16 protein-coding genes are annotated in these 12,165 nt (G+C 70.1%); 3 read left to right on the forward strand and 13 right to left on the reverse strand.

What is annotated here, in order from left to right; genetic code table 11:
• Positions 1 to 52: 52 nt before the first annotated feature.
• Positions 53 to 643, forward strand: a complete 591-nt coding sequence (locus ACFWNN_RS01485; RefSeq protein WP_382437851.1) for a LysE family translocator — start codon at positions 53 to 55, stop codon at positions 641 to 643.
• A gap of 98 nt (positions 644 to 741) precedes the next feature.
• Here the strand turns inward: ACFWNN_RS01485 and ACFWNN_RS01490 are convergent, their stop codons facing one another.
• The 11 genes from ACFWNN_RS01490 to ACFWNN_RS01540 form a co-directional block, all read right to left on the reverse strand.
• The gene (locus ACFWNN_RS01490) at positions 742 to 1,986 is read right to left on the reverse strand and encodes an RNA polymerase sigma factor (protein ID WP_382437852.1); all 1,245 of its coding nucleotides are present in this window, start codon (positions 1,984 to 1,986) and stop codon (positions 742 to 744) included.
• Positions 1,987 to 1,993: 7 nt separating this feature from the next.
• On the reverse strand, positions 1,994 to 2,215 hold the full coding sequence (locus ACFWNN_RS01495; protein WP_382437853.1) for a hypothetical protein: 222 nt from the start codon (positions 2,213 to 2,215) through the stop codon (positions 1,994 to 1,996).
• Positions 2,216 to 2,281: 66 nt separating this feature from the next.
• Positions 2,282 to 3,118 (reverse strand): NAD(P)H-binding protein, encoded by an 837-nt coding sequence (locus ACFWNN_RS01500; protein WP_382437854.1) that lies wholly within the window; start codon positions 3,116 to 3,118, stop codon positions 2,282 to 2,284.
• Entirely contained in the window at positions 3,115 to 3,870 is a 756-nt protein-coding gene (locus ACFWNN_RS01505) for a TetR/AcrR family transcriptional regulator (RefSeq protein ID WP_382437855.1), read from the reverse strand. The genes ACFWNN_RS01500 and ACFWNN_RS01505 overlap by 4 nt, the downstream gene beginning before the upstream one ends.
• 67 nt (positions 3,871 to 3,937) lie before the next feature.
• A complete protein-coding gene (locus ACFWNN_RS01510; RefSeq protein WP_382437856.1) occupies positions 3,938 to 4,564 on the reverse strand; it encodes a GDSL-type esterase/lipase family protein in 627 nt (208 codons plus the stop codon).
• 56 nt (positions 4,565 to 4,620) lie between these two features.
• Entirely contained in the window at positions 4,621 to 5,310 is a 690-nt protein-coding gene (locus ACFWNN_RS01515) for a hypothetical protein (RefSeq protein ID WP_382437857.1), read from the reverse strand.
• Positions 5,311 to 5,377: 67 nt separating this feature from the next.
• Entirely contained in the window at positions 5,378 to 5,599 is a 222-nt protein-coding gene (locus ACFWNN_RS01520) for a hypothetical protein (RefSeq protein WP_382437858.1), read from the reverse strand.
• Positions 5,596 to 6,105 carry a general stress protein gene (locus tag ACFWNN_RS01525; protein WP_382437859.1) on the reverse strand — a complete coding sequence of 170 codons (510 nt, stop codon included), beginning with the start codon at positions 6,103 to 6,105 and terminating at the stop codon, positions 5,596 to 5,598. The genes ACFWNN_RS01520 and ACFWNN_RS01525 overlap by 4 nt, the downstream gene beginning before the upstream one ends.
• A gap of 39 nt (positions 6,106 to 6,144) precedes the next feature.
• A complete protein-coding gene (locus ACFWNN_RS01530) occupies positions 6,145 to 6,921 on the reverse strand; it encodes an arylamine N-acetyltransferase (RefSeq protein ID WP_382437860.1) in 777 nt (258 codons plus the stop codon).
• Complete coding sequence (locus ACFWNN_RS01535; RefSeq protein WP_382437861.1) at positions 6,899 to 7,408, reverse strand: GNAT family N-acetyltransferase; 510 nt, start codon at positions 7,406 to 7,408, stop codon at positions 6,899 to 6,901. Before ACFWNN_RS01535 ends, ACFWNN_RS01530 begins: the two co-directional genes overlap by 23 nt.
• Positions 7,405 to 9,021: an MFS transporter gene (locus ACFWNN_RS01540; protein ID WP_382438392.1), complete on the reverse strand. Its 1,617-nt coding sequence runs from the start codon at positions 9,019 to 9,021 to the stop codon at positions 7,405 to 7,407. The genes ACFWNN_RS01535 and ACFWNN_RS01540 overlap by 4 nt, the downstream gene beginning before the upstream one ends.
• A gap of 107 nt (positions 9,022 to 9,128) precedes the next feature.
• Here ACFWNN_RS01540 and ACFWNN_RS01545 point away from each other — a divergent pair, with 107 nt between their 5' ends.
• A complete protein-coding gene (locus ACFWNN_RS01545; RefSeq protein ID WP_382437862.1) occupies positions 9,129 to 9,860 on the forward strand; it encodes a hypothetical protein in 732 nt (243 codons plus the stop codon).
• On the opposite strand, the gene ACFWNN_RS01550 is transcribed toward ACFWNN_RS01545, so the two are convergent.
• On the reverse strand, positions 9,838 to 11,100 hold the full coding sequence (locus ACFWNN_RS01550; RefSeq protein WP_382437863.1) for a hypothetical protein: 1,263 nt from the start codon (positions 11,098 to 11,100) through the stop codon (positions 9,838 to 9,840). The genes ACFWNN_RS01545 and ACFWNN_RS01550 overlap by 23 nt on opposite strands.
• Positions 11,097 to 11,675: an RNA polymerase sigma factor gene (locus ACFWNN_RS01555; RefSeq protein WP_382437864.1), complete on the reverse strand. Its 579-nt coding sequence runs from the start codon at positions 11,673 to 11,675 to the stop codon at positions 11,097 to 11,099. Before ACFWNN_RS01555 ends, ACFWNN_RS01550 begins: the two co-directional genes overlap by 4 nt.
• A 114-nt stretch (positions 11,676 to 11,789) precedes the next feature.
• On the opposite strand from ACFWNN_RS01555, the gene ACFWNN_RS01560 reads away from it, so the two are divergent.
• Positions 11,790 to 12,041: a hypothetical protein gene (locus tag ACFWNN_RS01560; protein WP_382437865.1), complete on the forward strand. Its 252-nt coding sequence runs from the start codon at positions 11,790 to 11,792 to the stop codon at positions 12,039 to 12,041.
• The last annotated feature ends 124 nt before the right edge of the window (positions 12,042 to 12,165 follow it).

The raw sequence follows: 12,165 nt of genomic DNA on the forward strand, positions 1-12,165 counted from the left end.
GAGCCCTTTTTGGACCTGTCAACTGGACCGGTTGCGCGGCAGGGTCTCGGTCATGAGCCTCGCATTCCTGATCACGACGTTGATCGCGGTCGCCACGCCCGGCACCGGGGTGCTGTACACGTTGTCGGCCGGCCTGGCGCACGGGCGCAGGGCGAGCGTGATCGCCGCGTTCGGCTGCACGCTCGGGATCGTGCCGCACGTGCTGGCGACCGTCACCGGCCTGGCGGCGTTGCTGCACGCGAGCGCGCTGGCGTTCGAGATCGTGAAGTACCTGGGCGTCGCGTACCTCGTCTACCTGGCCTGGGCGACGTGGCGCGACCGCAGCGAACTGGTCGTGGACACCACGTCCGCCCCGGCGTCCGCACGCCGTGTCGTGGTGTCGGCGGTGTTGATCAACCTGCTCAACCCGAAGCTGACGATCTTCTTCGTGGCGTTCCTGCCGCAGTTCGCGACCGGCTTCGGGCAGATGGTGACGCTGAGCGCGGTGTTCATGGCGCTGACGTTCGTGGTGTTCGCCGTGTACGGGGTGTTCGCGGCATCGATGCGCGACCGGGTGCTGGCGCGGCCGCGGGTGATGGTGTGGCTACGGCGGTTCTTCGCGGCGTCGTTCGCGGCCTTGGGTTTGAAGCTCGCGCTCACCTAGGCAGAGCGGTGAGCAGGCATCCCCTGCTCACCGCCCCGTCCCTCCCCACCCCCGGCCTGTGCCGGAACCGTAGGACGGCGGGTTCGGGAGGGGTCCCGTCAGCAGTTCGCGGCGCGCTCCAGCAACAACGTGCGCTCGCGCTCGTTGCGGGTGAGCGCGGCGGCCTTCTCGAACTCGGCGCGCGCCTCGTCGGTGCGGCCGAGCTTGACCAGGAAGTCGCCGCGCACACTCGGCAGCAGGTGGTAGCCCTGCAACGCCTTCTCACCCGCGATCTCGTCCACCAGCGCGAGCCCGGCGGCCGGGCCGAACGCCATCGACAAGGCCACGGCGCGGTTGAGCTCGACGATCGGGGACGGCGCGATGCCCGCGAGCACCTGGTAGAGGGCGGCGATGCGTTGCCAGTCGGTGTCCTCGGCCCGGCGCGCGCGGCCGTGGCACGCGGCGAGGGCGGCCTGCACGTAGTACGGGCCGGGTGGCTGGTTGAGGGCTTCGGCTCGTTCCAGCGCCTTCAAGCCGCGGCCGATGAGCAGCCAGTCCCACTTGCCGCGGTCCTGCTCCAGCAGCAGCACGGGTTCGCCGCCGGGGCCGGTGCGGGCCTTGGTGCGGGAGGCCTGGATCTCCATCAACGCGACCAGGCCGTGGACCTCCGCCTCCTTGGGCGCGAGCTCGGCGAGCACGCGGCCCAGCCGCAACGCCTCGGCGCAGAGTTCCGGGCGCAGCCAGTCGTCGCCCTGGGTGGCGGAGTAGCCCTCGTTGAAGATCAGGTAGAGGACCTCGAGGACGCTCGCGAGGCGGGTGGCCAGTTCGGGGCCTTCGGGGACCTCGAACGGGACGCCGGCGTCGGCGAGGGTCTTCTTGGCCCGCACGATGCGCTGGGCGACGGTGGAGTCGCTGACCAGGAACGCGCGGGCGATCTCCTCGGTCTTGAGGCCGCCCAGCATCTTCAGGGTCAGCGCCACGCGTGCCTCCGTGCCCAGCACCGGGTGGCAGGCGGTGAAGATGAGGCTCAGCAGGTCGTCGCCGATCTCGTCGTCGATGCCCTCGCTGGCGTCCGGGGTGGCCTCCTGGACGTCGCGGCCGATCTCCTCGACCTTGCGAGTGAGGTTCTCGCGGCGGCGGATCTGGTCGATCGCGCGGCGCTTGGCGGCGGTGGTGAGCCAGGCGCCGGGGTTGCGCGGCACGCCTTCGACGGGCCACTGCTCCAGCGCCTGGACCAGCGCGTCCTGGGCCATCTCCTCGGCCAGGCCGACGTCGCGGGTGTACCGGGCGAGCGCGGCGATGACCTTCGCCGACTCCATCCGCCAGACCGCGTCGATGGTGCGATGCACCGAGGTAGCCCCCATGGGGGAATCAGACCACAGCCACCTGACGTATTTCCACGACGCACGCCGGGAGCGCGATCCGCCTGACCCGCTCGACGGCCTCCTCGTGGTCGCGGACATCGATCAGCCAGTACCCCGACACCCCGACCATGCCCGGCACGAGGTCACCCGCGTCGAGCAGCACGCCCGCCCGCACCAACGTCTCCGCGTGCCGTGCCGCCACCACGTCCGGACTTCTGACGAACACCATGAATCGCACCTGCCCTCCTCGCTCTCACCGGTACGTCGAACGAGGAGGTGCCGGAATCGACGATGATCAGCCGCGGAAGTCGGCGGCGTGATCGCGCGCCCACTGCCCGAACGTGCGGTACGGACGGCCGGTGAGCGCCTCGTAGGCCGGGGACACGACGAACTCGTAGTCGGAGAAGTCGTCGGCGTCACCACCCTCGTAGCCGGCGACGCCGAGCACGTACTCGGCGATCTCACGCGGCCAGCCGACGCTCACGTAGTACTCCAGCGCCTCGTCCACGGTGACGTTGCGGAACGTCAGGTCGCGGCCGAGCACGGCACCGATGTCGCGGGCCATGTCGCGTTGGGTGATCGGTGGCGGTCCGGTCAGGTCGTAGGCGCGACCCGCGTGCCCGTCCTCCTCCAGGACCCGGATCGCGGCGTCGGCGATGTCGGCCTCGTGGATGGGCTGGCCGAGGTCGTCGGGTCTGGGGTGCACGATCGTGCCGTCCGCACGGATCGAGGGGGCCCACAGGTCGATCTTGTTGACCGCGAACTCGCCGGGCCGCAGGTGCGTCCACTCCACGCCGGACGCCTCGACGGCCTGCTCGACGGGCAGGTGGTGGGTCTTGTCGTAGCCGTAGGTCACCGCGCCCGAGGACAACGTGACGATCCGCCGCACGCCCGCGCGCACCGCCCGTTCGACGACCTCGGCCGCGGTCGGCGGGTGCACGAAGAGGTAGAGCTTCTCGACGCCGTCGAACGGGAGGCTGTCCGGGTCGTCGAGGTCGGCCTTCACCGTCTCGACGTGGGCGGGGAACGACGCCTTGGCGGGGTCGCGGGTGATCGCGCGGACGTGGCCGGAGAGCCCCTGAACAACCAGTCGGCCGACGTTGCCGGTAGCGCCGGTGATGAGCGTGGTCATCGCAGTCCCCCTTGGATGCCGTCGAGCAGCTTCTCGAGTCCGTAGTCGAACGAGTTGTGCACGTGCTCGGCGAGCGAGGCGTCGACCTCGTAGGCGCCGGCGTTCCAGAGGGTCGTCATCGTCGGGTAGCGCTCGACGTCGAAGTAGTCGTCCCAGAACACCTGCCGCGCGCCCCACCACGAGTCACCGGACTCACCGGTGGACGCGGCCAGCTGTTGGTCGTCCACCTCGGACGCCGCCGCGCCGTGCACGAACCCCTCGACGGCGACGTGCGCGACGGTGACGTGGCGCGGTTCCAGTCCGGAGTCGGCGAGGGCGGCCAGCAGGAACTCCTGCCCGTCCATCAGCCCGGGCCCGAGCGGCGGCCGGACCATCGACACGTCCCGCATCCACGGATGTGCCTGGTAGACCGCACGCGTGCGGTCGGCGTAGTGCTGGACGCGCTCGCGCCACGTGCCCTCGGGCGTGAGGTCGCGTTCCTGCAGCACGGTGTCGGTCATCAGGTCGATCAGCTCGGCCTTGCCGGGCACGTGCGTGTAGAGCGACATCGTGCCGACGCTCAGTTCCTGCGCGACGCGGGCCATCGACATCGCGCCGAGCCCTTCGCGGTCGGCCACCGCGATCGCCGCGGTGACGATCTGGTCGACGCTCACCTTCGGCTTCCTGCCGACCGGTTTCGGTTCCGGCGGGTCGCGCCAGAGCAGGGCCAGTGTGCGTGCCGGGTCTCCCCCGCCGCTGCGTTCGGCGGCCATCCGTCCACCCCATTTCCGTAGGCCATACGGAAACAATACCGTACGACCTACGGAAATGGCGCCCTGATTACTCGACCAGGGCCAGCCACGCCTCGGCGAGGGCGCTGTGACCTGCGGCGTTCGGATGGACGCCGTCGTCGGTCCAGTGCTCGGGGCCGGCCTGGGCGGACAGGTCGGCGAACATGCGGTCGGCGGCCAGCAGGGCGGCGCCGTGCGTCCGGGCGAGGTCGCGCACGACGTCGATCATCGGGTCGAGGGCCTCCCGCCACCGCGCGCGTTCGGGCTCGCCGATCAGGCCGCGCCGGGTCTGCACCACGGTGGTGACCGGCAGCAGGAACGGCTCGACGAGGATCAACGGCGTGCCGGCCAGCGGCGTGAGCAGCCGCGAGTAGGTGGCGGCGAACTCGTCGGGCGTGCGGCCGTTGCCGACGTCGTTGACGCCGACGAGGACCGTGAGGACGTCGGGGCGGGCGGCGAGCACGTCGGTGTGCCAGCGTGCTTCGAGGTCCGCCGTCGAGTCGCCCGCGTGGGCGGTGTTGAGCCAGGTCAGCGGCCGGTCCGGGTGGTCGAAGCACCAGCGTCCCGCGGCCTGCAACGGGTACCCGGCGGGGTCGTCGCCGTCGTGCCGGTAGAAGCTGGTGATCGAGTCGCCGGTGAACATCGCGGTGCTCCCGGCCTTCAGGGTGATCGTCACGGCGCCCACGCTGCTCGGGGCGGCTGACAGGTGCCGCTCACCTCGCTGGCAGCGCCCTAGTTGACGTACCAGACGACCCTGACCTCGGTGGACGTGAGCGTGCGGGACTCCGCGCACACCTCGTGGGTGAAGACGAGCCCGTCCGCGCGGCAGACCCGTTCGTCGCCCGAGTCGAGCGCGGGCCGGGGCGTGAACCCGCGTGACTCGAGGTGCGCGCGCAGCACGTCGGGCGCTCGGTCGCCCTTGAGCGTCACCTCGCGCGAGCAGTTGCCGGAACCGCAGTGCCCGAGCCCCTCGGTGGCCTTCAGCCCGGCGGGTGCGGGCAGCACGCCTTCGTCGCCGGGCTTGGACTCCAGCTGTCCGAGCAGCACGACGGCCGTCGCCAGCAGCCCGGTCGCCACCATCGTCGTCAGCACGAGCACGGCTGACCCGATGCCGCGGTCGCGGGGCACGGCCGGCAGGCACACGAGCGCGGCGAGCACCGGGTACAGCCAGAACAGCTCGACGTACGACGGCACCCACGGCCCGCCGAACCCGAGCTCGCGCGGCAACACGAACCAGGCCAGCAACGCCACGAGCACGGCCCCCACGACGAGGCCGGTTCTTCGCGTGCGGGCCAGCGCGCACCACAGCACGACCGGCACCAGCCCGAACGGACTCGACGTGGGCACGCACACCACCGCGGCCGCACCGACCGGCACGAACCGCCACCAGTGCGTGCGCACCGCATCCCCCAAGATCGGCATCCCGCCAGTAAAGCGGAAACGCCGCCCCGCTGATGCGGGACGGCGTTTCCTGTGGTGGGAGCGGGGTTCAGGCTGCCAGGTCGGCGTTGGCCGGTTCCAGCAGCAGCTGGGTCACCCGCAGCTGGCGGGCGGCCGCTCGGAGGTCCTTCACGATCTCGGCGACGTCACGGCCCAGGTCGTGTTCGGCGCGTGCGGCCAGGTTCGTGGCCTGCGCGCCGAGCCCGGCGCTGGTCTGCCGGATCTCGTCGAGCGCGGTGCGCAGCTCGTCGACGGTCAGCGGGGTGCTCATGCCCGCCACGCGAGCTTCGTCAGCATGTCCTTGCCCTGCTCGGCGCTGCGCGGGTGGCTCAGCACGTCGTAGCGTCCGGCCACGAGCTGGGTGACCGAGGCGAAGTCGCGACGGCCGCGCGTGGCGGCGTAGCGCATGGCCGCTCCGGCGAGGCCGAAGACCACACCGACGACCAGGCCCGTGACGATCGGGGCGAGCGCGCCGCCGGTGGAGAACAGGCCGAGCAGCAGACCGACGAACAGACCGAACCAGGCACCCGACGCGGCACCCGCGCCGAGGACGCGGCCCCAGGTCAGGCGGCCGGTGACGCGTTCGACGATCATCGGCTCGACGCCGACGATGGTGACGTCCGCGACCGGGAAGTCGTTGTCCGCCAGGTGGTCCACGGCGCGCTGCGCTTCCTCGTAGGTCGCGTAGGAACCGATGGGCCAGCCCGTGGGCGGGGTGGGCAGTGCGTTGACGCCCGTGGAATTCACTCCCGTGGCGAACGGAGTCGCGGTGGTCATTTCCAACACCTCCGAAATGCGATCCCCTTACACCCGGTATTACGAACTTACGCCTTCTTTTGTTCCCGGAGTTGCGCCGATGTGACTCAGCTCCCCTTCGGAGAGGACGATGTCCAGCGATTCCAGCGTTTTTCCGAGGTCCTCGACCTGAGAATTCTCAGGTTTCTCCCCCGCGTGCTCGACGACGAACTTGGCACCGATCAGCCGGCGGCTCAGACCGGGTTCGAGGCGCATGGCGACGAGCTGACGGCTGAACGGGGAACGCGGGTGCGTGGCGACGTAGTAGTTGGCGGCGTCGTAGTCGACGGGCCGCTGCTCGACGCCGGTCTCGAACGCGTGCTGGAGCGTCCAGACTTCCTCTTCGAGCTTCTCCAGCACCCAGCGGCCGTCCTCGTGCCGCAGGCGGTGCGGCCAGCCGGCCTGGTCGACCTCCGCGCCGTCCACCAACGGCATGGGGCGCAGCACGCCCGCGCCGAAGCCGACGTCGACGAGCTGGCCGTCCACGATGGACAGGAAGTGCGTGCGCGGGCCGGTGAACACCCGGCCCATCCGCCGGCTGACGGTGTACCCGAGGCGTTCGAGCACCGCGGTGAACAGCAACTGGTGTTCGTAGCAGTAACCGCCGCGCGGCTTGCGCAGCATCTTGTCCTGGATGTCGTCGAGGTCGAGTGACGGGATCTTGCCGAGCATCACGTCGACGTTCTCGAACGGAATGGCGAGCACGTGCTTCTCGTGCAACTCCGCGAGCGAACTCGACGCCGATGCGCCCGTTCGCGCGAAGTACGCCTCGAGGTCAACCTTTTCCGTCTGCCACATGCGCTTCCCCCTGAGTCTGTGACCACTCCTCTCTGGTAAGCGCGTACTCGACCTCTCCGTATTCCGCGCCGGGCAGCGGATCGGGGAAGTCGAGGTGGAAGGTGCGGACGTGCTTCAGTCCGCACTTCTCCATCACGCGCCGCGAGCCCGCGTTGACGAACATCGTCGTGGCGACCACGCGGTCGACGTCTCCGCTGGTGAAGCCCCGTGCGATCAACGCTCGGCCGCCCTCGGTGGCGTAGCCGAGCCCCCAGAACGCCCGGTGCAGCCGGTAGCCGAGCTCGACCTCGTTCTCGCCTTTGAACTCGAACCAGCCGACGAAGAGGCCCGTCTCGTTCTCGTGCGCGGCGAGGAAGCTCTCGCCGAGGTAGTTCTCCACCGGGGCGGGGTCGAGGTAGCGCATGACCTCGGGGTCGGCGTGCAGCTCGGTCAGCGCGTCCACGTCGGACGGTCGCATCGGCCGCAGGGTCAGGCGTTCGGTTCTCACGCTCGAATCTTGACGCGGTTGTCCACCGGTTTCCCGCACTTCAGGGACGCGAACGCGGCCAGCAGGCACAGCGCGATGGCGAACCCGAACGCGATCGCGAGGCCCTGCGCGAACGGTCCGGAGATGAGGCTCGGAAAGAACCCGCGGCCGGTGAGGAACGCGGCCTGGTCGGGCGGCAGCGTCGCGAGCTGGTCGCCGAGCAGCTGCTGGATCGGGTTGTAGCCGAGGAACGCCGCGAACAGCACCGCGACCGCGGGCAGTGCCGCGACCTGGGCGGCGGCTTGGGCGGACACGCCGTGGTCCACCAGCCCCGTGCGCATCGCACCCGGCAGCGACTGCGAGAAGCCGACGATGATGAGACTGAAGAAGAACCCGATGGACAGCACCATCGCGGTGTTCTGGAACGTGGTCATCATGCCGCTGCCCGACCCACGCGCGTTGGCGGGCAACGAGTTCATCACCTCGGCACGGTTGGGCGAGGAGAACATGCCCATCCCGATCCCGGTGAACACCAGGATCACCGCGAACTCCCAGTACGGGAAGTCCACCGGCAGGGCGATGAGCAGCGCGAACGTCACGGCGGTCAGCACGTTGCCGCCGAACGCCAGCGCCCGGCTGCCGAGCCGGTCGGACAGGATCCCGGCCGTGGGCGCGGCCAGCAGGAACCCGACCGTCATCGGCAGCATGTAGATGCCCGCCCACAACGGCGTCTCCTCGTAGGAGTAGCCGTGCAGCGGCAGCCAGATGCCCTGCAGCCAGATGATCAGGATGAACTGCAGCCCGCCCCGCCCGAGCGCCGACGCGAAGTTGGCGATGTTGCCCCAGGTGAACGACGGCAGCCGGAACAGGTGCAGGTCGAACAGCGGGTTCGGCACGCGGTGCTCGATGACGACGAATGCCACCAGCACGGCCAGCCCGCCGATGAGGCACGTGAGCACGAACGGGCTGGTCCAGCCGGTCTGCGAGGTGCCGTGCGGCTGGATGCCGTAGGTGATCCCGACCAGCAGCACGATGAGCCCGACGGCGAACGTGATGTTGCCCCACCAGTCCATCTCGGCGTGCCGGCGTTCTCCGGTGTCGCGCAGCTTGAGGTAGGCCCAGACCGTGCCGAACAGGCCGAACGGCACGGACACGATGAAGATCAGGTTCCAGTTGACCGGCGCCAGCAGCCCTCCGATCACCAGCCCCAGGAACGACCCGGCGATGGCCGCGACCCCGTTGATCCCGAGCGCCATGCCGCGCTGCGTGACCGGGAAGGCGTCGGCGAGGATCGCCGACGAGTTCGCCATCAGGAACGCACCGCCCACGCCCTGCACGACCCGCCACCCGATCAGCCACAGCGCGGCGGCGTCCCCGTCGAACCAGGTGACCGCGAGCATCACCGAGCTCGCGGTGAAGATCGCGAAGCCGAGGTTGTACATGCGGGCCCGGCCGTACATGTCGCCCAGCCGCCCGAAGCTCACCACCAGCACGGCCGTGACGACCAGGAACCCCATGATCATCCACAGCAGGTAGCCGGTGTTGGCCGGGTCGAGCGGGTTGATCGCGATGCCTTTGAAGATGTCGGGCAACGCGATCAGCACGATCGAGGAGTTGATCGTGGCGATGAGCATGCCCAGCGTGGTGTTGGACAGCGCGATCCACTTGTACCCGGCCTCGGCCGGCGCCTGCACAGTCACTTCGCCATGCTAACCAATCCGTCCAGGGAAAGATCTGTGCCGTGACGAACAGCGCGGACCTGCACCCCGTCCGGATCCCCGGTTATGAAGGTGGCCCTCTCACCTACCGGCCGGAACTCCTGGAAGACCCGTTGTTCTGGCTCGCGCACCTCATGTGCTTCGTGCTCGACGACGAGATCGCCGAGCTGTGGTTCGGCGCGGACTACGAGGCCGCGGAGGAGCTCTTCCACCAGCTGCGCGAGCCGGGGAGCTTTCCCGCTTTCACTGTCCCGCTCATCGGTGACCACCGCCTGCACGTGGTCTACGGCACGTACGAGCGCGACACGATCGTCCACTACCTCGTGCACCACCCCGACTGGGACCGCGCCGAGGCCTTCGCCGGCGACGAGGGCGACGGCCCCGGACAGGGGATGTCCTGGTCAGAACTCGTGTCCGCCGCCGACTCCTCGCCGCCGGGCGGAAGCACCTCCGACCCGCACGCCCGGCTGCTGCTCCTGCTGCCGGCGTTCGGCGACGACAACGTGCCCGCCGACGCCGTCGGCCGGTTGGCGGAGGCACTGCGCGCCCGTACTGCCGTGGACGACGTCGACGCCGTAGCCGCCCACATCCTGGAGAACCAGGGAGAGACCGGGCAGGTGCGCTGGAGTGACGACCCCGGTTACGCCGTCAACAACGGCGTCTCCTCCGTCCGCAACCCGTCCAACCACTTCGCCCTGCCGCCCGAGCGCGCGGCCAGGGTGGCCGCCGCGCTCAGGACGGGTTCTGCGGGGTGATCGTCTCCAGCACCTTGCCCGCCGCGTCCCGCACCACGACCCGCGCCTCGGGGCTGCGGTCGAGCAGGCTCGCGTTCAGCACGAACGTGCCCCCCGCGATCGTGGCGGACGCGTCCCCCACCCCAGGGCTCGTGTAGGTGATGGACGTGGCCCTCGGGTCGAGGACCAGGCCGATCACCTTGGCGCTGTTGCTGCCGCCGCCGTGGTACTCGCCCTTGTCGTCGACGGTCGACGGCGTGAAGTCGTAGAACGCCGACGTGCCCGCGATCGTGGTGCCGCGGACCTCCTTGAGGTCGTCGAGCTCGATGACGAACCCGGCCGTCGGGCTCTCGCTCGCGTTGCGGCAGTAGAGCAGCAGGTCGTTGAACCGGCCGAGGATCATCGTGTCGGTGCCGCTGACCTTCACGGACTGGGCGTGCGCGAACTGGTCGGCGTCCGGGATCGGGCGGTCGCGCAGGCACTTCGCGAAGTTCTGCTGCTCGGGCGTCTCGCGGTCGGCGGGCGGCAACGGGCGGTCCACCACCGGTTTGGTCGGCTTCGGCACCCCGCGCACCGCGAAGTCGTGGCCGTTGACCAGCGCCATCGTGCCGTTCTCGGGCTTGGTGAACCCGGTCGGGCCGAAGAACAGGCCGTCGACGATGCCGGGGTACTCGTTGTTCTCACCTTTGTCCCCGACGCGGGACAGGCCGAGTATCTTCACGTCCGGCGACACCAGGCCCGCCATCGCGCCGGTCGGGGTGGTGAACAGGATCTTCACCTGGCGCAGGTCGTCGCTGACGGTGGCGGCGTCCGGGGCGGACAGGGTCGTGGTGGTGGCGGTGTTCGCGCAGAAGAACACGCCTGCGGGCACCCGGAACGCGCTCAGCACGGTGCCGTTCTTGCGGCTGGTGGCGATCGGGGTCCACTCCGCGGCGGGCGGGTGGGCACTCGTGGCGACCGCCGTGCAACGGGCCAGGGCGTCGGGGGCGACCACGCCCTTCTCGACGTTGTTCACCAGCGCGCGGTCCTTGCCGACGAACTCGCCGTTGTGCTGCATCGGCGGGGCGGCGACGTCGGCCGTGGTGCCGAGGAGCGCCTGGCTCGCGAAGACGGTGCCGGCGGCGAGGAGGCTGACACCCGCCGCGATGAGGACCGGCCTGCCGTTGCGCACGGGCGTGTCCATGCCCTCGGACAGGCGCTGCCGGGCGCGCATGCGAACGTCGGCGGGCAACGGGCGGTGGTCGGGCAGCTGGTCGATCATGCGTTGTCCTCGGGGGTGAGGTCGCGCAGCCGGGCGCGAGTGCGGGAGACGCGGGCGCGGACGCTCGACTCGGTGATGCCGAGGAGCGTGGCGGCGTCGGGGACGGACACGTCGCCGAGCAGGCAGAGCTGGGCGATCTCGCGTTCGGAGTTCGGCAGCTTCGCGATGGCCGCCACGACCTCGACCAGGCGGCGCTGGGCGTCGGTGCGGGCGGCGACCTCGTCGGCGTGGTCGCGTTCGTCCTGCGGGGTCAGCCTCGTGACCAGTCGCAACGCCCTGCGCTTGGCGCGCCACTCGGTGCGGGCGCGGTTCGCGGTGACGGTGTAGAGCCACGGCAGCGCGGAGTCGCGCACGAGCTGGGCGTCGCCACGTTTGCGCCAGGCGGTCAGGAACGTGGCGGAGAGCAGGTCTTCGGCCTGCGACCAGGACGCGGTGAGGCGGTAGGCGTAGTTCCAGACCGCCTCGGCGTGGCGTTCGAACAGCTCGGTGAACGCGGCGTGGTCGCCCTGCGCGATCTGCTCCCAGAGACGCGTGTCGGGCGGCCCGACGTTCGCGCGCTCGGTCGTTTCAGTCATCACACTCCGCCTGGGGCCACCACCGCCCAGTGTGCTGCGTGACGCCCGTCACCTCGTTACCGGGGAGTTACCCCTCATTCGAGGCGTGAATGACACCGATGGCAAGATCTGCGCGTGCCGTTCGAGCAGCAGCAGCCCGGCAATGTCGAGGCCGAGACCCAGGTGTTCGCGAAGTTCCCGACGCACGAACCAGACGAGGCGACGATTCCCGGCGTCGAGCCGGTGCCCGCACCACCCGCTCCACCCGCCGCACCTGTCACGCAGGCTCCGGCGGCCGCCACCCCGGCGGCTGCGCGCAAGTCCAAGTCGTTGACCCGGCGGTTGGCCCGCCGGATCCTCGGCCCGACCTTGATGACGAAGAAATAGGCCCAGCTAGCGGTCGGGGACCTGACCCAAGCCTCCGCAGACCCGGCAGGCGGTCCGGTCCTCGTTGAGCCCAGAACCAAGGCAACGGCTGCACTCCTTCACAGAAGAACAGTGTCCGCTTCTA

Origin of the sequence: Lentzea sp. NPDC058450 (genome assembly GCF_042721395.1) — a bacterium.
Classification (GTDB): Bacteria; Actinomycetota; Actinomycetes; order Mycobacteriales; family Pseudonocardiaceae; genus Lentzea.